A 21,886-nucleotide genomic window follows, 5' to 3' on the forward strand; every position below is an offset into this window, starting at 1 on the left:
ATTTCCGGTGCCGGCCACAGCGGTCAGAAGCGCAGGCTGTTTACCAGGGGCTGGGCTTGTAGTCCTTGAGGAAGACGCCGAACTGGTCCACGCCCTGCTCGCCCATCACGATCGGATCGTAGACGCGGGCTGCGCCGTCCACCAGGTCCAGCGGAGCATGGAAGCCTTCCTCCATGAGCCGGACCTTGGTGTAATGCGGGCGTTCGTCGGTGATCCAGCCGGTGTCCACCGCGGTCATCAGGATGCCGTCGGTGTCCAGCATTTCCTGGGCGCTGGTGCGGGTCATCATGTTCAGTGCCGCCTTGGCCATGTTGGTGTGCGGGTGGCCGGGGCCCTTGTAAACCCGCGAGAACTGCCCTTCCATGGCCGAGACGTTCACGATGTATTTCCGACGGGCGGTGGAGCGCTTCATGGCCTCCCGCAGGCGGCTCACCAGCAGGAACGGCGCGGTGACGTTGCACAGCTGGACTTCGAGCATTTCCAGCGGGTCGACCTCGTCCACCACCTGTGTCCAGCTGTTCATGGTGGCCAGATCCGGGACCAGGCCCCCGGCGTCGATGGCCGTGCCGCTGGCGATGCGTTCCAGCGAGGCGGAACCCGTGGACAAAGCCAGCGAGGTGATGGCGTCACCGGCCAGGACGGGGTGTTCATTGACGCTGTGGGCGATGGCCAGGGGATGCTTGTCGTGGGCGTGGCCGAACGTGACGAGTTCCGGACCGCCGTTGCCAGCCTGCAGTGCCGCGGGCAGCGGTTCGTCTTCGGCATCCACCAGCGGCTTGTACGCGTTGCCGGAGCGCCGCACTGTCTGGGCCGCGTTGTTGATGATGATGTCCAGCGGGCCGGCCGCGCTCAGGGAGTCCGTCAGGGCCATCACCTGGGACGGGTCGCGCAGGTCGATGCCGACGATCTTCAGGCGGTGCAACCACTCGGCGCTGTCCTCCATCGCTGCGAAACGGCGGGCGGCGTCCTTGGGGAAGCGGGTGGTGATGGTGGTGTGGGCGCCGTCGCGCAACAGCCGCAGGGCGATGTACATGCCAATCTTCGCCCGCCCGCCGGTGAGGAGGGCGCGGCGGCCAGTCAGGTCCGTCCGAGCGTCGCGCTTGCCGTGGCTGAAGGCGGCACACTCAGGGCACAGCTGGTGGTAGAAGGCGTCCACCTGGGTGTAGTGCTGTTTGCAGATGTAACAGGGCCGGGAACGGATCAGGTGCCCGGCGATCTCCCCGGTCGCCGAACTGGCAAGCTTGTTGCCGCGGGTTTCGTCGTCAATGCGGTCGGGAGCCGCCGTCGCGGTCAGCGCCATGACGGCGCGGTCGGCCTCGGCGATGGCGTCACGCTTGGTGACCCGGCGGTGGCGCTTGACCGCCTTGAACATCTTCCCAGTGGCACGACGGACGGCGACGTAGTCCGGGTGCTCCTCGTCGTAGGCGTGGATCGTGTTCAGGACCTTAAGGCAGGCCTGGATCTCTTCAGGCGTCAACTCGGAACTCATTGCTCCGATTTTACAGGCCCGCGGAAGGGCCTCAAAAGGAAAGCCTCCCCGTGCGGTGCACGGGGAGGCTGCGGGCTTCCTGTCGGGTCAGACCTCGACGGAGGTTGCCTGGGCTTCGGCGGTCTTCTCCATGGACTCGCGGGCGTCGGGGAGGCCCTCGGTAACGGCCCTGACTGCCTTCGGGAGAACGCGCCGGTACTCTGCGGAGAGTGCCAGCTCGGCCTCTTCGGGTTCCGGCACGAGCTGCCCCTTGGCGAGGACCGTGATGCCGGACTGCGTGACCTTGTAGCCGCGGGCGCGGTCCAGTTCCGGGTCGAGGCCGATGGCGGCGCCGGCCGGGATCCGGACGTTCTTGTCGATGATGGCGCGGTTGACCACGGCGCCTTCACCGACGCGGACCTTGTCCATCAGCACCGAGTCCTGGACGCGGCTGGCCGTGCCCACGTAGACGTCGTTGGAGAGCACGGAACCCTCCACGATGCCGCCGGAAACCACCACGCCGCTGGCCACGATCGAATCCAGGGCAGAGCCCACGGTCTGGTTCTCCCCGCGCACGAACTTGGCAGGCGGGGAAATGCTCTGCCGGGTGTAAATCGGCCACTCGGAGTTGTAGAGGTTGAACACCGGGACCGGCGAAATGAGGTCCATGTGGGCGTCATAGAAGGAATCGATGGTGCCTACGTCGCGCCAGTAGGTGCGGTCGCGTTCTGTCGATCCCGGGATGTCGTTGAGCGTGAAGTCGTACACCCCGGCTTCGCCCTTGCCTACAAAGTAGGGAATGATGTCCCCGCCCATGTCGTGCTTGGTATCCAGGCGCTCGGCGTCAACGCGGAGCGCGTCCACGAGGGCGTCGGCGTCGAAGACGTAGTTGCCCATGGAGGCCAGGAACTGGGTGGGGTCCGCGGCGAGGCCGGCGGTTTCGGCCGGTTTCTCGACGAAGGCGGCGATCTTCTGGGGATCGTTCTGGTCCACTTCGATGACGCCGAACTGGTTTGCCATGGACAGCGGCTGGCGCACGGCCGCGACGGTGGCCTTGGCCCCGCTGGCAACGTGCTGCTCCACCATCTGCGAGAAGTCCATCCGGTAGACGTGGTCCGCGCCGACCACCACCACGATGTCCGGGTTGGCGTCATGGATCAGGTTCAAGGACTGGTAGATCGCGTTTGCGCTGCCCAGGAACCAGCTCTTGCCCACACGCTGCTGGGCCGGGACGGAGGCGACGTATTTGCCGAGCTGGGTGGACATGCGCCAGGTTTCCGAGATGTGCCTGTCGAGGCTGTGCGACTTGTATTGAGTGAGCACAACGATCTGCAGATACCCCGAATTGACCAGGTTCGAAAGCGCGAAGTCTATCAACCGATAACCGCCGGCGAACGGCACCGCCGGTTTAGCCCGATCCGCCGTCAGTGGCATGAGGCGGTTCCCCTCGCCGCCGGCCAATACGATCGCCAATACTTTCTTCAACGCCATTGGTGTATTTCTCCCTGTACGTCTTGAAGCCCCCCGAAGAGCCCGGGATGCCGGACTCCTTCACACTAGAACAGATACGGGGGAACGACTACGTTAGGCACCATGCGCGTAGACATTGTGACTAAAGAATTTCCTCCCGAGATCTACGGCGGCGCCGGAGTGCATGTTGCCGAGCTCAGCCGAGTCCTTGCAAAACATGTTGAGTTGCAGGTCCGCGCCTTCGGCGCGCCCCGCGACGCCGACTTCCACGGGGCGACTGTGACGTCATATTCGACGCCGGAAGACCTCGTGTCCGCCAACGCCGCCGTGCAGACCTTGGGCGTCGACCTGAGGATCGTGCCCGACGTCGCCGGGGCGGACCTGGTGCATTCACACACCTGGTACGCGAACATGGCGGGCCACCTCGCGTCACTGCTGCACGGGATTCCGCACGTCCTCAGCGCACACAGCCTCGAGCCGCTGCGTCCTTGGAAGGCCGAGCAGCTTGGCGGCGGTTACGCGCTGTCTTCCTGGGTGGAGAAGACGGCCTATGAAGCGGCTGCCGCGATCATCGCCGTGTCCGAAGGGATGCGGCAGGACATCCTGCGCAGCTATCCGGAAGTTGATCCCGCCAAGGTGCGTGTGGTCCACAATGGCATTGACGTGGAACTGTGGCAGCCGGATGCAGGCGAAGAACACGTCCGTGCCCTCGGAATCGATCCGGCCAAGCCGAGCGTGGTGTTCGTCGGCCGGAACACCCGCCAGAAGGGCGTGCCTTACCTGCTCCGTGCCGCGGCGAAGCTGCCGGACCACGTCCAGCTGGTCCTTTGCCTCGGCGCCGCCGACACCCCGGAACTCGCCGCGGAAACCGCAGCCCTGATCGAAGAGCTGCAGAGCAAGCGTGAGGGAGTCATCCTGATCGAACGCATGCTGCCGCGCAAGGAACTCATCCAGGTGCTCAGCCACGCCACGGCCTTCGCGTGCCCGTCCATTTACGAACCCCTTGGCATCGTGAACCTTGAGGCAATGGCCTGCGGTGCGGCCGTCGTTGCCAGCGCGACCGGCGGCATCCCCGAGGTCGTCAACCACGGCGAAACCGGCCTGCTGGTAGAGCTGGAACAGGTGACCGACGGAACCGGCACTCCGCTGGATCCGGAGAAGTTCGTGGCCGACTTCGCCGCGGCCCTCACGGAAGTCGTTTCCGACCCGGAACGGGCGAAGGCCATGGGCGCCGCCGGCCGGGCACGGGCCGAGGCCCATTTCTCCTGGGAATCGATCACCCAGACCACCCTTGAGGTTTACCGCTCGGTGCTCGATAAGCCCGGGCTGAGCTAGGCAGGGAAACCCGTCTGGTAGCAGCACGACGGCGGCGCCGCACCTTCAGCAAGCAAGCTTGCGAACGTGCGGCGCCGCCGTCGCTGTTCCCGCCCCGGGCGGTTCAGCCCTTCAGAGCCGGAAGGTTCTTTTCTTCCAGGGGGCCGGACCCGCTGGCCCGCTGCGCCTGGAAGTAGTCGCGTGCCTCGTCCTGGCGTTGCTGCTCGGCGCCGGAGGCGATGGCCGCACGGAGGTGTTCCGGCCCGTAGCCGAAAGCGTCCACCAGGTCCAGGGCGTGCGGGCGGATTTTCACCAGGAGCCGGTTGATGTAGGCGCCGACAGTCCGGCCGCGCTGCATCGAGAGCCGGCCGTTCATGAGGTACCAGGACAAGTGGGTCTCGATCAGTGACAGCCCGAAGAGGTCGCGCAGCCAAGTGAGCACCTGCAGGGTGCCCGGGTCCTTCACGGAGGCGAGCGCTTCGGTGAACGCTTCCCATTGCAGGAGTTCCGCGTGGGCGCGGGCGGCGTCGATGAGGTCGTCCTGGTGCTGGTTGAACAGGGCCGCGGCCTGGTGCTGGGGCAGCTTGTTCGCGCCCTTCAGGGCCGAGCCGACTTCGGCGACCATCGACTGCACCCTGTCCGTCAGGAGGGTGCGCTGGCCTTCCTCGTCCCGCAAGGCCAGCGCGGCCTTCTGCACGGAACCGCTATCGGCGACGAACTGCGCCACCTGGCGCAGGCCGGTGCGGTGCAGCGCCACATCTGCGGCCTGGGACACCACGAAGCGGGCCAGCACACCGAAGTCAACGGAACGGAATTCCTTGGCGTAGTCAGCCAGCAGCCGCTTGGCCACGAGCTGGAGCAGCACCGTGTTGTCGCCTTCGAAGGTGGCGTAGACGTCGAGGTCCGCGCGCAGCGAGGCGAAGCGGTTCTCGATCAGGAAGCCGGCCCCGCCACAGGCCTCGCGGCATTCCTGGAGCGTGTCCAGGGCGTGCCACGTGCTCAGCGGCTTGAGCGCGGCGGCAAGTGTCTCAAGGTCCTGCCGGTCGGCGTCGGTGTCTTGTTTCCCGGAAAAGACGTCCTCGAACTTCACCAGCAGCTGCTCGTGGGCGAACCCCGCCGCGTAGGTGGTGGCGAGGCGGGTGAACAGCCGGCGCTGGTGGCGCTGGTAGTCGAGCAGTACCTCTTCTTCCACGGGGGAGGAGGAGTTGAACTGGCGCCGTTCGCTGGCGTACTGGATGGCAGTCTTCAGCGCGACCTTGCTCGCGGCCACGGCGGCGCCGTCCAGGGACACGCGGCCCTGAACCAGGGTGCCGAGCATGGTGAAGAACCGCCGTCCGGGGCTGGAGATCGGCGAGCTGTATGCGCCCTCGGGGGAGACGCTGCCGTAGCGGTTGAGCAGGTTCGTCCGCGGGATCCGCACGTTGCTGAAATGCAGCCGGCCGTTGTCGATCCCGTTGAGCCCGCCCTTGACGCCGTCGTCCTCGCCGCCGATGCCGGGGAGGAATTCCTTGCTCTGCGGATCACGCAGGGGGACGTAGAAGGCGTGGACGCCGTGGTTGACATTGCGAGTCACCAGTTGGGCGAAGACGACGGCGGCGAGGCCGTCGTTCGCGGCGTTGCCGATGTAGTCCTTCCACGCGGCCCGGAACGGGGTGTGGATGACGAACTCCTGCGCCGCCTCGTCATAGGTGGCGGTGGTGGCGATGCTGGCGACATCCGAGCCGTGGCCGGTTTCCGTCATGGCGAAGCAGCCCGGGATCTCCAGGCTCATGATCCCGGGCAGCCACTTGTCATGGTGCTCGGCGGTACCAAGGTGAAGGACGGCGGAGCCAAAAAGGCCCCACTGGACGCCGGCCTTGATCTGCAGCGACGGATCAGCCGTGACCAGTTCCTCGAATCCGGCAATGTTCCCGCCGTGATCGTCCGAGCCCCCCAGCCGCGTGGGAAAAGCCCTGTGCACTGCGTTGTTCTCCACCAGGTAGCCCAGCTGCGCGAACACGCGCTTCCGGTGTTCCGTGTGGGTCAATCCCTCGAACTTGTGCACCTCGGGGCGGCCGGCGAGTTCGCGGGCCGCGCGGCGGACGTCCGCCCAGCGGCCGAGCAAGAGGTCGCCGAGCACAGCGACATCGACGGCCGGGGTGCCGGCAGCTTCGGATCCGGCGGGCTTGGTGCCGGACGCGGAGCGGTCCACTACTTCAGTCATGTGATTCCTTCGCGGTTTCCATACAGTGGGTCATTGCTGGTTCTGGGTGGTTCGGCTTCCGGGCGCGATCCCTGCGCACAGCCAGTCGGTGAGGTGCTCGGCCATGGCCTGTTCGTCGGGCTTGCCGGGGGAGTCCGGGGAACTGAGCCACAGCTCACCGGCGCTGCGCACCATGCCGATGGCCGCCGTCGGCCAATAGCCGATCAGGACCTCAGCGTCGGGACCGAGGTGTTCGCGCATGGGGGCGGCCATCATGGCGCTGATCGACTCGAAGAAGTGTCCCAGGGCGCCGGAGGCGGCGATGGCGTCCTGCTGGCCGGCCTCGCCGTGCGGCAATCGGGTGACGAAGGCGTAGACATTCGGGCTTGCCCCGGCCATCTGCAGATAGGCCGACACCATGGCGAACAGGCCTTCGCGGGCCGATGTGGCGGTGGCCACCGCCTCCTTCATCTTCCGTTGCATCTGTGCGAGGACCACTTCCCCCATGGCCTGCTGGAGCCCCGCTTTGTCACCGAAGTAGCGGTAGAACACGGGCTTCGAAGTGCCGGCCGCTGCCGCGATGTCCTCCATCGAGGCGTCGCTGCCGAGGGTGTGTACGGCTTTGCGTGCTGCCTTGATCAGTTCCCGCCGGCGTTCTTCCCGGTGGCCCTGCCAGCGGGCTGCACGGCCGTCGACGGCGGGGGCAACGAAATCCGCCGGACCCGTTGCGAGGGCGGCGGCGGAGCCCGTGGCCGCTTGCCCGGATGCCGCTTGCTTGGATGCTGTGACGCTGTTCACGATACCCAGCGTATCAGGTACGCTGGGTATCAGTAACCCGAACGAGCGAAGGAGCAAACGGATGCCCGAAGCAGCACTGTCACCGGAAGAAAGCCACGCGCAGCGCGGGCAGCATTCGCCCGAAGCGGGCCTCCGCAGGGCGGTGGTCATCGGCGGCAACAGGATTCCGTTCGCCCGCAGCGGCGGTGCGTACACCAGGTCCTCCAACCAGGACATGCTCACCGCAGCACTTGACGGACTGATTGCCCGATTCGGCCTGCAGGAGGAACGGCTCGGTGAAGTTGCCGCGGGTGCCGTACTGAAGCATTCGCGCGACTTCAACCTGACCCGCGAAGCCGTCCTTGGTTCGGCGCTGTCCGCGGAAACCCCCGCGTACGACCTGCAGCAGGCCTGCGCCACCGGCCTGGAGACCGTGCTCGGGCTGGCCAACAAGATCAAGCTGGGCCAGATCGATTCCGCAGTGGCCGGCGGCGTGGACTCGGCCTCCGACGCCCCGATCGCCGTCAGCGAAGGTCTGCGCGAAGTGCTGCTAGATCTCAACCGGGCCAAGACCCTTCCTGCGCGCCTGAAGGCGCTGTCCCGGCTGCGTCCCAAGGACATCATCCCGGATGCCCCGGATACCGGAGAACCCCGCACGGGCCTGTCCATGGGCGAACACCAGGCACTCACCACCGCGCAGTGGAAGATCACCCGCGAAGCCCAGGACGAACTCGCCTACTACAGCCATCGCAATCTCGCGGCGGCATACGATCGCGGCTTCTTCGATGACCTGCTCACCCCATACCGGGGCCTGAACCGGGATTCGAACCTTCGACCCGACACCTCCTTGGAGAAGCTCGCCACCCTGAAGCCTGTGTTCGGCAAGACTCTTGGCGCCGAGGCGACCATGACGGCGGGCAACTCCACACCGCTCACCGACGGTGCGGCCACGGTGCTGCTTGGAAGCGAAGATTGGGCGGACCGCAGGGGCTTGCCCAAGCTGGCCGTGGTGGTAGACGGAGAGGCCGCCGCCGTCGATTTCGTCCATGGCAAGGACGGCCTGCTGATGGCGCCGGCCTTCGCGGTGCCGCGGCTGCTGGCCCGCAATGGACTCACCCTCGAAGACTTCGACTTCTTTGAAATCCACGAGGCTTTCGCGGGCACCGTGCTCAGCACCCTGGCCGCCTGGGAAGACGAGGACTTCGGTCGGGAACGCCTCGGCCTTCCGGGCGCGTTCGGCTCGATCGACCGTAGCAAGCTCAATGTCAACGGCTCCTCGCTCGCCGCCGGCCACCCCTTCGCCGCAACCGGCGGCCGCATCGTTGCCTCCTTGGCAAGAATGCTGCGCGATCGCGGCACGGTGCACGGGCGCCCTGCCCGGGGCCTGATCTCCATCTGTGCAGCGGGCGGACAGGGCGTGGTGGCAATTCTTGAGGCTTACCCAGCCGCGGAAGGGGAGCAGGCATGAGCGATAAGTACACGCAATTCGTCAGCCATGGATTCGGCCGCGACCTCGCCGGGAGGCTCGGCCTGCCCCGGCCGGTCGAATTGCGCAGGTACAAAGCGGGCAGCCCACTGGTACCCGGGCCGGCGCTAGTCGTCGGCAGGCCGGACGAAGGCCAAGGGCAGGCGGCGGAAGCCCTTGCCGCGGAACTCCTTTCCTGGGGCCTGGACGTCCGGCGCAACGCTTTGCCCAAAGAAAAGCTCGGGGCGATCATCCTGGTGCTTGACGACGTCCAGCGGCCGGAGGACCTTGAAATCCCCGTGCTGACCGTCGCCCGCTCGCTGCGTGACCTTGCCCCAGGCGGGAGGGTCGTCACCGTGTCACGCACGGCGGAATCCGCAGCGGATCCGGCCGAAGCGGCCGCCCGCCAGGGAACCGACGGGATGGTGCGCTCATTGGCCAAGGAACTCCGTGACGGAGCCACTGCCAACGGCATCCTGCTGGGCCGGGATGCCGGGCCGCAAAGTCCGGGAACCCTGGGGGCATTGCGCTTCTTCCTCTCGGGCCGCTCCGCCTTCGTCGATGGCCAGTTCCTCACCGTATCCACCGCCGCCGGCTGGCAGCCCGGCGACCCGGACAAGCCGCTCGCAGGAAAGGTCGCGGTCGTCACCGGCGCCGCCAGGGGAATCGGTGCCGCCATTGCGCGGACCCTCCACCGCGACGGCGCCACCATTGTCGCCGTCGACGTTCCGGCGGCGGGTGACCACTTGGCGGAGGTTGCCAACGCGGTGAAGGGAACGGCCCTTCAACTGGACATCACCGTGCCCGATGCCGGGGAGCGGATCATCCACCATGCCTTGGAACGGCACGGAAGCATGGACATCCTGGTCCACAATGCGGGCATCACCCGGGACAAGCTCCTGGCCAACATGGACGAAGGACGTTGGCGCTCGGTCATCGCCGTCAACATCGCCTCACAGCTGCGCATCAACGATGCCGTCCTCGCTTCAGCAGCCCTGCCCGTGGCGCCGCGGATCGTGTCAGTTGCGTCCACCAGCGGCATCGCCGGCAATCGCGGCCAAAGCAACTACGCCCTGTCCAAGGCGGGCGTGATCGGCATGGTGCGCGCCAGCGCGCCCCTGCTGGCAGCCCGCGGCGGCGCGATCAACGCTGTTGCCCCCGGTTTCATCGAAACCGAAATGACTGCCCGGATCCCGTTCCTCACCCGGGAAGTGGCGCGACGCCTGAACTCCCTGCAACAGGGCGGCGCTCCCGGCGACGTCGCCGAGGCCATCGCGTTCCTGGCCTCGGATGCGGCCGGCGGGATCTCCGGTGAGGTGCTGCGGGTCTGCGGACAGAATCTGGTGGGCGCATGAGCGCGGACGCGGGCGGAGGCGGCGGGCGGACCGTGTTCTTGCCGGAGGCGCCTTCGCTCTCGATGCTGTACCTCAACGCCGCGGCGACGGCGGCCCGGCGCCGGATCTCCGGCGCCCTGCCCGGCACTGACCTCCCGGGCGCCCGCCACGGGCTCCGGGGCGTCACGGCCGACGTCGAAAAGCTGACGGCTTTCCAGCACCTGGTCGGCGAGAGCGCCGGTGACTTCCTGCCCGCGGGATTCATCCATGCCCTGGCATTCCCGGTGGCGATGAGCGTGCTCAACCGGGACGACTTCCCGCTCCCGCTCCTGGGCATGATCCATCTGCGGAACAGGGTGGAACAATACCGTGCCGTGCACTTTTCGGAGTCCCTGGAGATCGTGGCGTGGGCGGAGAACCTGCGCGGGCACCGGGCAGGGACCCAGGTTGACCTCGTGGCCGAAGTCCGGGACGTCGGCGGCGACCTCCTCTGGAAGGGAGTGTCCAGCTACCTCGCCAAAGGCTTCTTCCTTCCGGGCGTAGACAAAAACGGCGTTCAGGGACCCGGGACCGAAACTCCGTTCAGCCCGCCCGACCCGACTGCGCTGTGGACTCTCGGTGTCGATGCCGGGCGGAACTATGCGGGCGTTTCGGGCGACTTCAACCCGATCCACCTGAGCGTGCTTTCAGCCAAGGCACTGGGGCTGAAGCGCTCGATCGCCCACGGCATGTACCTTGCCTCACGGGCACTGGCCGAAGTGGGGCCGGCCAGGAGTGAAGCCTTTGCCTGGGAGGTTGCTTTTGAGGCTCCGGTGTTCCTCCCGGCCCGTGTTTCCCTGGAGATCGGCACGTCCCGCGATGCCGGAGGGCACTGGTCCCACTCGGATTTCACCGGGTGGAACCCACGCAGCGGCCGCCGCCACTTCAAGGGATCGGTGGCTGCCTTGGATTAGGCCGGCTGCTTCCTTCGCGTACGGCGGTGACCGGCCCTTGCCCGGTGCAGCCGCTGCCGAAACCCGCCGCCGGTTACCGAATTTTCCGGACACGGTCCGCCCGCCACCCGATTTTAAAATCCCCGGGAACCGTGTTAGAGTTTTTCTCGCTGCTTCGGAGGAAAGTAAAGCGCCGGAAGGCGTGGACGATGCTCCGGACACCACCTGCGCGGGTGGCGGAATGGCAGACGCGCTAGCTTGAGGTGCTAGTCCTCGAAAGGGGGTGGGGGTTCAAGTCCCCCTCCGCGCACAAATGCGAGGCCCGAATTCAATTCACGAATTCGGGCCTCGATTGTTTAATTACGAATTCTTTCAGATCACAGCGAATGTGATGCGCATCTCAATAGCCCGCCTGCCTCGGAGCTATTTCCCCGAAGAAGGCCCACGGGAGTTCTACAGCGGGCGGCGGGGTGCGCCGCCGGCCGGGAATCGCCGGCCCTGCGGGCTCCGCACCCGGTCCCGGGTGGGTAGGCTGGGGGAGTGCCGCGCCTGCGATGCTGCGCGGTGAGAGCCGAATGTGCACCGAACCCAGCTAGGAGAGTTCCATGTCTGAGATCCGCCCCGAAGACGAAGTTGTCCGGATCTGCCAGGAACTCATCCGGATAGATTCCTCAAATTTCGGCGACGACTCGGGCCCGGGCGAGCGGGCCGCCGCGGAGTACACCGCCGGGCTGATCAGCGAAGTGGGCCTCGACGTCGAAATCTTCGAGTCTGCCCCCGGACGGGCGAGCGTCGTGACCAGGATGGCCGGAGAGGATCCTTCGGCGGACGCCCTGGTGGTCCACGGCCACCTCGACGTCGTTCCGGCACTCAAGGACCAGTGGTCGGTGGACCCCTTCAGCGGCGAACTCAAGGACGGCCTGATCTGGGGCCGCGGCGCGGTGGACATGAAGGACATGGACGCCATGATCCTGTCGGTCATGCGCGACTTCGCCCGTAGCGGCCGCAAGCCCAAGCGCGACATCGTCTTCGCCTTCTTTGCCGACGAGGAAGCCGGCGGCACCTACGGGGCGCGCTACGCCGTCGAGCACCGCCGCGAACTGTTCGACGGCGCCACCGAAGCGATCTCCGAGGTCGGCGGCTTCTCCGCGACCATCGGCGGCAAGCGCACCTACCTGCTGCAGACCGCGGAGAAGGGCATCTCCTGGCTCCGCCTCGTGGCGCACGGCCGGGCAGGCCACGGCTCCCAGATCAACACGGACAACGCCATCACCCGGCTTGCCGGGGCCGTCACCAGGATCGGCGGGTACCAGTGGCCGATCGAACTCACGCCCACCACACGGCAGTTCCTGGACGGCGTCACCGAACTGACCGGCGTCGAATTCGACCCCGACAACCCCGAACTGCTCCTGAAGGAACTCGGCACGGTTGCCCGCTTCGTGGGCGCCACTCTGCAGAACACCTCCAACCCCACGCTGCTGCGCTCGGGCTACAAGCACAACGTGATCCCCGAGTCTGCGGAGGCCCTCGTGGATTGCCGCACGCTGCCGGGACAGCAGGAACTCGTTTTCCAGACCATCAAGGAACTGGCAGGCGAGGGCGTAGAAGTCAGCTATGTCAACAAGGATGTCTCCCTTGAAGTGCCTTTCGCCGGCAACCTTGTGGACTCCATGATTGATGCCCTGCACTCCGAGGACCCGGGCGCCAAGGTCCTTCCCTACACGCTCTCCGGCGGCACCGACAACAAGTCCCTGAGCAAGATCGGCATCACCGGCTATGGCTTCGCCCCCCTGATGCTCCCGGACGAACTCGACTTCACCGGGATGTTCCACGGCGTGGACGAGCGCGTGCCGGCCGAATCACTGAAGTTCGGCACCCGGGTGCTGAACAGGCTTCTGAGCAACTACTAGGAGCCTGCCGTGACCCCCGAGGACATCCTGCCGTACGAACTGCTGGAGCGGATCCGGGACAGGGCCGCAGGCTATGACCGGGACAATTCCTTCTTCCATGAGGACTTCCGGGAACTCGCCGATGCCGGGTACCTGAAGCTCTTCGTTCCGGAGTCCGACGGCGGCCGCGGCCTCGGGCTTGCGGAGGTCGCCGCCCTGCAGCGTCGGCTCGCCGGGGCGGCGCCCGCAACCGCGCTTGGGGTGAACATGCACCTGGTGTGGACCGGCGTCGCCCGCGTTCTGGAGAACATGGGTGACGGCTCCCTTTCCTTTGTGTTGAAGGAAGCGGGGGAGGGAGAAGTGTTCGCGTTCGCGATCTCCGAAGCCGGCAACGATTCCATGCTCTTCGATTCCGGAACCGTCGCGGCTCGGTTGCCGAACGGCGGCTACAGCTTCACCGGACGCAAGATCTTCACGAGCCTTTCCCCGGTATGGACCCGCCTGGGAACTTTCGGCAAGGACGGTACCGCCCGCGGGGGCGCAGGGGAACTCGTCTTCGGTTTCCTGGACCGGCAGGCTGCGGGCCATTCCACGGCAGGGGACTGGGACACCCTGGGCATGCGTGCCAGCCAGTCCAATTCGACACTGCTCGAGGGAGCCGTGGTCCCTTCGGAACGGATCTTCCGGAAGCTTCCGCCCGGACCCAATCAGGATCCCCTGATTTTCGCCGTCTTCGCGTGCTTCGAGACGCTCCTCGCCGCCGTCTACACGGGTATTGCCGAGCGGGCCTTTGAACTGGCCCTGGAAGCCGTCAAACGCCGTACCTCGGCCAAATACGGCGGGCGGAGCTTCGCCCAGGACCCGGACATCCGCTGGAAGATCGCGGACGCCGCCATGGCGCTGGACTCCGTACAGGCCCAGCTGGCAGGACTCGCCCGAGACGTGGACGGCGGGGCGGACCATGGAGGCTTTTGGTTCGCCAAGCTCGTGGGCCTGAAGCTGCGCGCCACGGAAACCGCCCGCGCTGTGGTGGACACCGCCATCCGGGTCTCCGGTGGCGCCAGCTACTTCAGGGGAGCGGAACTCGAACGCCTCTACAGGGACGTGCTGGCCGGCATCTTCCACCCGTCCAACGATGAGTCGGCGCACAACACCGTGGCCAATGCCTGGCTGGGGCCGCTGGAGCGCTGATTCAGGGCAGCGGCCTCAGACCGTGCGCTGGACGGAAAACACTTTGCGGCGCATCCAGAAACGTCGGCCGCCGCCCATATAGAGCACACTGCGCTCGAGTTCCCACTTGCCGTACTCGGAATGTTCGACGAGCCGGCGCCGGGCATCCGGCAGGGAATCGTCAGGCGCCACCGTCAGTACCAGGTACTCGTACTGCCTTGCGTTGTCCCTTTGGCGTTCGATGGAACTGCCTAGAATTTGTTCCCTCATCCCTCTCCATTTTCGTCGTTTTCGGGCTAACGTGAAGTCATGAGCATCGATCCGCGTGTCGCGCTTCAGTCACTGACAGCTGCTTTGGAGGAGCATCTCGTCGCCGCTTCCGCCCGCCGGGGTGAAGGTGATCCTACCGTCGAAGCGGCGTTCTTTGCCGTCGCGGACGCCTTTGAAGTCTACGAGGACGCCCTGTACGAGGCATACGCGGAAGTCACGCCATTGCAGGTGTTCGATGAAGAGGACGAAAGCGACGACGAGGACGGCGAACTGCTCGACGAGGACGAGCTCGAAATCCTCGACCAGTAGAACTGGTCCAACAGAACTCCAGCGTTAGGCAGGCGCCGCTAGGCGGATACGTCTTCCAGCGCCCGTGCGATTTCGCTCGGAAGCGGCGCGGGCTTGGCATCGAGGAGTTCCTTCAGTTGCACCGCATTCCGCGGCCCTACCACAGCGGTCGCCACCGCCGGCCGGTTCAGCAACCATGCCAATGAAACGTCAAGGGCAGACCGGCCCAAACCCTTTGCTGCCATGTGCACGGCCTCGACCACCCGGGACTCCCGGGCTTCGAGGTACTTGCCTACATAGCCGGCCAGCCGGTCGCCGGCCGCGCGGGACCCGGCCGGGACCTGCCCCCGGTACTTTCCGCTCAGCACGCCTCGGCCCAGCGGGGCCCAGGCCATGAGCCCGAGACCGGCATCTTCGACGGCGGGCAGCAGCTCAGCTTCCGGGCTGCGGTTCAGGAGGGAGTACTCCGACTGGTTTGCCACGATCGGGAACCCCGCGACGGCTGCGGCCTTGGCACTCTGCCAGCCGTTGAAGTTCGAGATGCCGACGTAGCGTGCGCGCCCGCTGCGCAGCGCAAGTTCCAGGGCGGACAGGGTCTCGTCCAGGGGAACGTTGGCGTCCCAGCACTGGACGAACCAGATATCGAGGTAATCAGTTCCCAGTCGAGCCAGGCTGGCGTCCAGCGCAGAGAGCATCGCACCGCGCGAGGCGTCCACCCTCTGCCGGCCATCCTGGCTCCAGGCGCCCGCCTTGCTCGAAATGACCAGCTCGGAGCGCGCAACCACGTCGCCAAGCATGGACCCGAGGATCGCCTCGGCTTCGCCTCCGGAATAGGATGCCGCGGTGTCCACCAGGGTGCCTCCGGCGTCGACAAAAGCATGGAGCAATTCCATTGCATCCTGCTCATCGGTCTCCTGCCCCCAGGACATGGTGCCCAGGGAAAGAACCGAGGCCCTCAGGCCGCTGTTGCCGACATAACGCTGCTGCATGGTGCTAGCTTACGGGCACTTCAGGGACATCATGACGTAGGGTCTATTCACGTGAACTGGATAGAAGCAGCCTTCCTCGGCCTGGTGCAGGGGCTCACCGAATTCCTGCCGATTTCCTCGAGCGCACATCTGCGGATCGTCGGCGCTTTCCTGCCCAATGCAGCCGATCCCGGCGCAGCGTTCACGGCGATTACCCAGCTGGGTACCGAGACCGCCGTCGTCGTGTTTTTCTGGCGCGACATCGTCCGGATCGTCCGGGCGTGGGTTGGCTCGCTGGGTGGCAAGGTAGGCAGGAATGATCCCGACGCCCGCATGGGCTGGCTTGTGATCCTCGGCAGCCTGCCGATCATCGTCCTGGGCCTGCTCTTCCAAGACCAAATCGAATCGGTCTTCCGCAGCATGTGGATCGTGGCCACCATGCTGATCGTCTTCGGCATGATCCTCGCGGTGGCGGACGCAACGGGCAAGCAGAAACGCGACCTCACCCATCTCAGCTACAAGCACGGCATCCTTTATGGCTTCGCCCAGGCGCTGGCCCTGGTCCCGGGTGTTTCCCGCTCCGGCGGCACCATCACGGCCGGCCTGCTCATGGGCTACACCCGCGAAGCCGCGGCCCGCTATTCCTTCCTGCTGGCAATCCCGGCCGTTTTCGGCAGCGGGCTCTACCAGCTGTACAAAGTGCTCAGCAAGGACGGAATCACAGGGCCCTACGGCCTGCCCGAGACCGCCCTCGCCACCGTGATCGCCTTCGGGGTGGGCTACGTGATCATCGGCTGGTTCCTGAAGTACGTCTCGACCCGCAGCTACCGGCTGTTTGTCTGGTACCGGATCCTCCTCGGCCTTGCCCTCTACCTGCTGCTCGGTTTCAATGTCATCAGCGCCTAGCACTATCGTTGAGGCTGTGAAATCGTGGACTTCCCGCCCAGTACCCGAGCTTCCCGGCACCATGCCCCAGCTGCGGCTCTTCGACACTGCCAAGGATGCCGTCGTGGACATCCCGCTCCGGGCGGAGCAATCCCTGTATGTCTGCGGCATTACGCCCTATGACGCCACGCACATGGGCCATGCCTCAAGTTATGTGGCGTTCGACCTTCTGAACCGTGCCTGGCGCGACGGCGGCCAGCGCGTCGCCTACGTGCAGAACGTCACCGACATCGACGATCCGCTGCTGGAACGCGCCAATGCGACCGGGGTGGATTGGCGCGAACTTGCCGCCAGCCAGATCGAACTGTTCCACGCCGACATGACAGCACTGAACGTCCTCGCCCCTGACAACTATGTCGGCGCGGTCGAGGCCATCCCGCTGATCGTGCCCGCCATTGAAAAACTGCTCGCGGACGGCCTGGCGTACCGGGTGGACGGCACCGGCGGCGAGCCCGACGGCGATGTCTACTACGACGTCGACGAGGCCGGAAAGCGTTCGGACAGCGAGGACGCGTGGCGGCTTGGCGACGTCTCCGGACTGAGCGAGGCGGACATGCTGCCGCTGTTCGCCGAACGCGGCGGCGACCCCGCACGTGCCGGCAAGCGGAACGTCCTCGACCCGCTGCTGTGGCGCGTGGCCCGCGACGGCGAGCCGAGCTGGCCCGGCGCTAGCCTGGGGGAGGGCCGTCCCGGATGGCACATCGAGTGCACGGTCATCGCCCGCGAATACCTGCCCGCACCCTTCACCGTGCAGGGCGGCGGATCCGACTTGGTATTCCCGCACCATGAAATGGGAGCCGGCCATGCCTGGTCGATCGGCGGGGTTCCGCTGGCACGGCACTACGCGCACGCCGGAATGGTGGGGCTCGACGGCGAGAAGATGAGCAAGTCGCTCGGCAACCTCGTGCTCGTGTCCAAGCTGCGCGCTGCCGGGGAAGAAGCTCCGGCAATCCGGCTGGCGATCCTTGCAAACCACTACCGCGCCGACTGGTCATGGACCGCGGAAGGCTTCGAGGCGGCGAAGGAACGGCTCGCGATCTGGCGCGCCGCCCGCGATGCCGCGCCCGCCGGGACCGTCGCCGCGCTGCTTGGCCGGGTGCGCAGTGAACTTGCCGATGACCTCAACGCACCAGGCGCACTGGCCGCCGTCGACGAATGGGCAAAGGCCGCCCTCGACGCCGGCACCCCGGAAGCGTCGCAAGTGGACGCCGCACTGTTCTCGGACGCCGTCGACGCCCTGCTCGGCGTCGAACTCTAGAGGTTCACAGAGAATCCCCGCCCGGCAGGAACCGGGCGGGGATTCTGCTGCCTAGGACTTTCCCTTTCCGCGGCGCTTGAGGTAGCGCTCGAACTCCCGCGCGATGGATTCGCCCGTTGCCTCCGGCAGGTCCGCGGTGTCCTTGGCCTCCTCCAGTTGCCGGACGTACGCGGCGATTTCCGGATCGTCCGTGGCGAGTTCGTTGACGCCGCGTTCCCAGGCCTCGGCGTCCTCCGCCAGGGACTGGGTGTCCAACGGCAGCTGCAGCAGGTCCTCCACCTTGTGCAGGATCGCCAGCTGGGCCTTCGGGGACGGCGCCTGGGACACGTAATGCGGAACCGCAGCCCAGAGGGAGACAGTGGGAAGGCCCGCCAGCATCGCGAACTCCGCCAGTACTCCCACGATGCCCACCGGCCCCTCGTACTGGCTGGCTTCAAGGTTCAGCCTCTGCCTCAAGGAGTTGTCCTCCGTGGTGGTGCTCACCGGAATGGGCCGGCTGTGCGGAACGTCCGCAAGCAGCGCGCCAAGGAGCACCACATAGTCCACCTTGAGGGCCTCGGCGTGGACAAGGAGTTCCGTGGTGTAGGCACGCCACCGGTAGGAAGGTTCCGTGCCGAGCACCACCACCACATCAACGTTGCTGTCCGGGACGCTTGCCCGGTACAGGCGCGTGGAGGGCCACTTCACCCGGCGCTCTCCCGCGGCGGTGCGGCGCACCGTCGGACGGGTGAACTGGAAGTCGTAGTAGTCGTCGGCATCCACAGTGGCCACCTTCTTGCCCTGCCACAGCTTGTTCAGGTAGCGCAGCGCGTCGCTGGCCGCTTCGCCGGCATCATTCCAGCCTTCGAAAGCGGCAAGCATCACGGTGGTCCTTCTACCCTCCTGCGCTGTCTGCAAAAGGTGCTCGGCTTCGCGGGGGGCGTCCTGTCCGTCGCGGGCTCCGTCCAAACTGTTCATTCCCTCACCCTACGTCGAAGCACCCCGGCTGTGCATGGCATCACACGCCGCTGCGCCCGGGGCTTTTCCGTTCCGCGGCCGCCCTGCCCCTTCCCGGGGGCGGTGGCCGGGGCCAGCCCCGCGTGCACGTAGACTTGACCATATGCATGCCGCCCCCCAGCCCCGCTTGAAAGCCGCCCTCTGGGACATGGATGGCACCCTGGTGGACACCGAACCCTACTGGATCGCCGCTGAACACGCGCTCGTTGAAGCCCACGGCGGGAGGTGGTCCCATGAACAGGCCATGCAGCTTGTAGGCCAGTCCTTGACGCACTCCGCGGGCATCCTTCAGGAGGCCGGGGTACGGATGGAAAAGCGGGACATCATCGACACCCTCAGCGCCCAGGTCATCGAGCGCATCAGGGTCGAAGTCCCGTGGCGGCCGGGCGCCCGTGAACTCCTTGAGGAACTGCACGGCGCCGGCGTGCGCTGCGCCCTCGTGACGATGTCCGAGGGACCCTTGGCACACGAGGTTGTGGCAAGCCTCCCCAAGCCCTACTTCGAATTCATGGTCACCGGGGACTCCGTCAGCCAAGGCAAGCCCCACCCCGAGGCGTACCTCACCGCGGTCGAACGCCTGCGCCTCTCCGACCCTGAACTGACCGTCGACCATTGCGTCGCCCTCGAGGATTCAATTCCCGGCGTTGCGGCGGCCCTGGCCTCCGGTGTCGTGACGGTGGGGATCCCACACCAGATGCCGCTGCCCGAAGACGCCGGCCGCACCACCTGGAGCACACTCGCCGGCCGCACCGTCGCCGAACTCGAACAGCTAGTCGCCGACCGCGCACGCCTGGCGGGCGCCGGCGTTCTTCTTGAAGGAGCAAACTAGGTGGCCAGCGGCGCTGCGGGCCATGGTGCCCACGGTGGACGCAAAGATGGCATACGGCTCGGCAGGATCGCCGGCATCCCGGTGTACCTTGCCTATTCCTGGTTCGCCATTGCGCTCTTCATCGTGATCACCAACGGGCCCCCGTTGGCAGCCGCATCGGGCCTGGGAGTGGCCGCCTATCTGGTCGCCTTCGCCTACGCAGTGCTGCTGGCGGTGTCGGTCCTGGTGCACGAGCTGGCCCACGCGTTCAGTGCCCGCCTGTTCGGCTGGCCCACGGACAGGATTGTGCTGAACCTATGGGGCGGTCACACCCAGTTCGAAAGCTTCACGGCGTCGCCCGGCCGTTCGGTCATCGTTGCGCTTGCAGGGCCGGCGGCCAACTTCGTGCTTGCCGGCGCCGCCTGGCCGCTGGTGGAGGCCCATGTCTTCTCAGGGGTGGCCGAAACGCTGCTTAACAGCGGGATGTGGGTGAACTTCCTGATCGGCATCTTCAACGTGCTCCCCGGGCTGCCGCTGGACGGCGGGCGCCTGGTGGAGTCCCTCGTTTGGAAAGCCACCGGGAGCCAGGAGAAGGGCACTATCGCCGCTGGCTGGACCGGCCGCGGCATCGTCGTCGTCCTGCTTGCATTGTTCATTGTGGTGCCCTGGCTGCGCGGCGAGAGGGTGGACTTCGCCCGGACAGTCATCGCTGTCCTGGTCTGCGGCTTCCTCTGGATCGGCGCCTCGGCAGCGATCAAACATGCCACCATGCGCAGCCGCCTCCGTTTCGTCAACGCCGGCGCCCTGGCCGAACGCGCCGTCGGGGTCCCGGACACAGCCAGCGTCGCAGACGCGCTGCGCCTGTCCCCGGAAGGCCGGCCCGCCGTCGTCGTGCAGGATCCGGACGGCCGCCCCAAGGCGTGGGTGATTCCCTCCTCAGCGCTGGCAGTACCGCCCGCACAACAAGCGGCGACGCCGGTCAGCGCCGTCGCCGCAGCCCTGGCACCGGGCGCTTACGTTCCCTGGAATGCCGGAGGCCAGGAGCTCATCCAGTACCTGGCCCGCCTGGACGGCGGCGAATACGCCGTGGTGGACGACTCCGGCACAGTGACCGGGCTGCTGCGGCAGCAGGCCGTCGTGAGCGCCATTACAGGTAAAGATCCCCGCCGGAGCGGGCGCGCTTAGCACCTTCCCGGTAGAGTTACCTGCCGGCCATGAATTGATCCGGACATCTGCCGCACTCCGCGGCGACGCTCCACGGCCCAGCCTTACAAAAGCGAGGAACACATCCATGAGCAGGGAAACCGCCGTCAACAACAACACTGTGGAGACCGGCGCGGACACTTCGGCAAGCCAGGCGACGGGGGCGGCGCGCCGGCGCGGACCGTTCCGGGTGGGCGAGCGTGTCCAGCTCACGGATGAACGCGGCCGCATGAACACCATCACCCTCGAGGTGGGCGGCGCCTTCCATACGCACCGCGGCTTCCTGAACCACGACGAAATCATCGGCAAGGTGGACGGCTCGGTGGTCTCCAACAACATCGGCCAGCAGTACCAGACCCTGCGCCCGCTGCTGTCGGACTTCGTGCTTTCGATGCCCCGCGGCGCAGCCGTGGTCTACCCGAAGGATGCCGGGCAGATCGTCACCATGGCGGACATCTTCCCCGGCGCCCGCGTGGTGGAAGCCGGCGTGGGTTCCGGCGCCCTCTCGATTTCACTGCTGCGCGCCGTGGGTGACGCCGGCTACCTGCATTCCTTTGAACGCCGCCAGGAATTCGCCGATATTGCCCGCGGCAACGTCGAAACCATCTTCGGCGGCCCGCACCCGGCCTGGAAGATCTCGCTGGGCGACTTCCAGGAAGAAGTGGTCCGCAGCGAGGAGCCCGGCTCGGTGGACCGCGTGGTGCTGGACATGCTCGCCCCTTGGGAATGCCTCGACGCCGTCGCCACGGTGCTGGCTCCCGGCGGCGTCTGGATCAACTACGTTGCCACGGTCACGCAGCTTTCCCGCACCGCAGAGGCGATCAGGGCTGACGGACGTTTCACCGAACCCGACGCCTGGGAGTCCATGGTCCGCGGCTGGCACCTGGAAGGCCTGGCCGTGCGGCCGGACCACCGGATGGTGGCACACACGGGATTCCTCCTGGTCACTCGCCGCCTCGCCGCCGGCGTCACCGGCATTTCCACGAAGCGCCGGCCCTCCAAGACCGAATTCAGCGAAGAGGACCTGAACGCCTGGACCCCCGGCGCGGTAGGAGAACGTGCGGTTTCGGACAAGAAACTCCGCCGCGCTGCCCGCGACGCCATCGCGGGCACGAACGTCATGGACACCCCTGGCGTGGACGGCTAGCG

Annotated in this window: 19 protein-coding genes and 1 tRNA gene; 13 read left to right on the forward strand and 7 right to left on the reverse strand. The window is 66.5% G+C overall.

What is annotated here, in order from left to right:
• Positions 1-40: 40 nt before the first annotated feature.
• The gene (locus ACN9M4_RS10300) at positions 41-1,489 is read right to left on the reverse strand and encodes an SDR family NAD(P)-dependent oxidoreductase (RefSeq protein WP_426297550.1); all 1,449 of its coding nucleotides are present in this window, start codon (positions 1,487-1,489) and stop codon (positions 41-43) included.
• A gap of 87 nt (positions 1,490-1,576) precedes the next feature.
• Positions 1,577-2,959, reverse strand: a complete 1,383-nt coding sequence (gene glgC / locus ACN9M4_RS10305; RefSeq protein WP_426297552.1) for a glucose-1-phosphate adenylyltransferase — start codon at positions 2,957-2,959, stop codon at positions 1,577-1,579.
• A gap of 102 nt (positions 2,960-3,061) precedes the next feature.
• Between glgC and glgA the strand changes: the two genes are divergently transcribed.
• On the forward strand, positions 3,062-4,273 hold the full coding sequence (gene glgA, locus ACN9M4_RS10310; RefSeq protein WP_426297554.1) for a glycogen synthase: 1,212 nt from the start codon (positions 3,062-3,064) through the stop codon (positions 4,271-4,273).
• Positions 4,274-4,376: 103 nt separating this feature from the next.
• Here glgA and ACN9M4_RS10315 read toward each other — a convergent pair whose 3' ends face one another.
• On the reverse strand, positions 4,377-6,455 hold the full coding sequence (locus tag ACN9M4_RS10315) for an acyl-CoA dehydrogenase (RefSeq protein ID WP_426297556.1): 2,079 nt from the start codon (positions 6,453-6,455) through the stop codon (positions 4,377-4,379).
• A gap of 30 nt (positions 6,456-6,485) precedes the next feature.
• Positions 6,486-7,232 carry a TetR family transcriptional regulator gene (locus tag ACN9M4_RS10320; protein WP_426297558.1) on the reverse strand — a complete coding sequence of 249 codons (747 nt, stop codon included), beginning with the start codon at positions 7,230-7,232 and terminating at the stop codon, positions 6,486-6,488.
• Between the two features lie 61 nt (positions 7,233-7,293).
• Here ACN9M4_RS10320 and ACN9M4_RS10325 point away from each other — a divergent pair, with 61 nt between their 5' ends.
• From ACN9M4_RS10325 to ACN9M4_RS10350, 6 genes are all read left to right on the forward strand, one after another.
• Complete coding sequence (locus ACN9M4_RS10325) at positions 7,294-8,679, forward strand: acetyl-CoA C-acetyltransferase (RefSeq protein WP_426297560.1); 1,386 nt, start codon at positions 7,294-7,296, stop codon at positions 8,677-8,679.
• Positions 8,676-10,031 carry a 3-oxoacyl-ACP reductase gene (locus ACN9M4_RS10330; protein WP_426297562.1) on the forward strand — a complete coding sequence of 452 codons (1,356 nt, stop codon included), beginning with the start codon at positions 8,676-8,678 and terminating at the stop codon, positions 10,029-10,031. The genes ACN9M4_RS10325 and ACN9M4_RS10330 overlap by 4 nt, the downstream gene beginning before the upstream one ends.
• Positions 10,028-10,963: a MaoC family dehydratase gene (locus ACN9M4_RS10335; RefSeq protein ID WP_426297564.1), complete on the forward strand. Its 936-nt coding sequence runs from the start codon at positions 10,028-10,030 to the stop codon at positions 10,961-10,963. The genes ACN9M4_RS10330 and ACN9M4_RS10335 overlap by 4 nt, the downstream gene beginning before the upstream one ends.
• 206 nt (positions 10,964-11,169) lie before the next feature.
• Positions 11,170-11,252 (forward strand) — tRNA-Leu (locus tag ACN9M4_RS10340).
• A 295-nt stretch (positions 11,253-11,547) separates the two neighbouring features.
• Positions 11,548-12,852, forward strand: coding sequence for a M20/M25/M40 family metallo-hydrolase (locus ACN9M4_RS10345; protein WP_426297566.1), 1,305 nt, complete (start codon positions 11,548-11,550; stop codon positions 12,850-12,852).
• A gap of 9 nt (positions 12,853-12,861) precedes the next feature.
• The gene (locus ACN9M4_RS10350; protein ID WP_426297568.1) at positions 12,862-14,022 is read left to right on the forward strand and encodes an acyl-CoA dehydrogenase family protein; all 1,161 of its coding nucleotides are present in this window, start codon (positions 12,862-12,864) and stop codon (positions 14,020-14,022) included.
• 15 nt (positions 14,023-14,037) lie between these two features.
• Here ACN9M4_RS10350 and ACN9M4_RS10355 read toward each other — a convergent pair whose 3' ends face one another.
• Positions 14,038-14,271, reverse strand: coding sequence for a DUF5703 family protein (locus tag ACN9M4_RS10355; RefSeq protein WP_426297570.1), 234 nt, complete (start codon positions 14,269-14,271; stop codon positions 14,038-14,040).
• A 39-nt stretch (positions 14,272-14,310) separates the two neighbouring features.
• Between ACN9M4_RS10355 and ACN9M4_RS10360 the strand changes: the two genes are divergently transcribed.
• Positions 14,311-14,580, forward strand: coding sequence for a hypothetical protein (locus ACN9M4_RS10360; RefSeq protein ID WP_426297572.1), 270 nt, complete (start codon positions 14,311-14,313; stop codon positions 14,578-14,580).
• 38 nt (positions 14,581-14,618) lie between these two features.
• On the opposite strand, the gene ACN9M4_RS10365 is transcribed toward ACN9M4_RS10360, so the two are convergent.
• Positions 14,619-15,548: an aldo/keto reductase gene (locus ACN9M4_RS10365; RefSeq protein ID WP_426297574.1), complete on the reverse strand. Its 930-nt coding sequence runs from the start codon at positions 15,546-15,548 to the stop codon at positions 14,619-14,621.
• Positions 15,549-15,599: 51 nt separating this feature from the next.
• Here ACN9M4_RS10365 and ACN9M4_RS10370 point away from each other — a divergent pair, with 51 nt between their 5' ends.
• Together ACN9M4_RS10370 and mshC are read left to right on the forward strand one after the other, a co-directional pair.
• Positions 15,600-16,433, forward strand: a complete 834-nt coding sequence (locus ACN9M4_RS10370; RefSeq protein ID WP_426297576.1) for an undecaprenyl-diphosphate phosphatase — start codon at positions 15,600-15,602, stop codon at positions 16,431-16,433.
• Between the two features lie 16 nt (positions 16,434-16,449).
• Positions 16,450-17,730: a cysteine--1-D-myo-inosityl 2-amino-2-deoxy-alpha-D-glucopyranoside ligase gene (gene mshC, locus ACN9M4_RS10375; protein ID WP_426297578.1), complete on the forward strand. Its 1,281-nt coding sequence runs from the start codon at positions 16,450-16,452 to the stop codon at positions 17,728-17,730.
• Between the two features lie 51 nt (positions 17,731-17,781).
• Here mshC and ACN9M4_RS10380 read toward each other — a convergent pair whose 3' ends face one another.
• Complete coding sequence (locus ACN9M4_RS10380; protein ID WP_426297580.1) at positions 17,782-18,687, reverse strand: PAC2 family protein; 906 nt, start codon at positions 18,685-18,687, stop codon at positions 17,782-17,784.
• A gap of 142 nt (positions 18,688-18,829) precedes the next feature.
• On the opposite strand from ACN9M4_RS10380, the gene ACN9M4_RS10385 reads away from it, so the two are divergent.
• From ACN9M4_RS10385 to ACN9M4_RS10395, 3 genes are all read left to right on the forward strand, one after another.
• Positions 18,830-19,555: an HAD family hydrolase gene (locus tag ACN9M4_RS10385; RefSeq protein WP_426297582.1), complete on the forward strand. Its 726-nt coding sequence runs from the start codon at positions 18,830-18,832 to the stop codon at positions 19,553-19,555.
• Entirely contained in the window at positions 19,556-20,719 is a 1,164-nt protein-coding gene (locus ACN9M4_RS10390; RefSeq protein WP_426297584.1) for a site-2 protease family protein, read from the forward strand.
• A 106-nt stretch (positions 20,720-20,825) separates the two neighbouring features.
• Complete coding sequence (locus ACN9M4_RS10395; protein WP_426297586.1) at positions 20,826-21,884, forward strand: tRNA (adenine-N1)-methyltransferase; 1,059 nt, start codon at positions 20,826-20,828, stop codon at positions 21,882-21,884.
• Positions 21,885-21,886 lie beyond the last annotated feature (2 nt).

This window comes from Arthrobacter sp. R-11 (assembly GCF_049913155.1).
GTDB lineage: Bacteria > Actinomycetota > Actinomycetes > Actinomycetales > Micrococcaceae > Arthrobacter.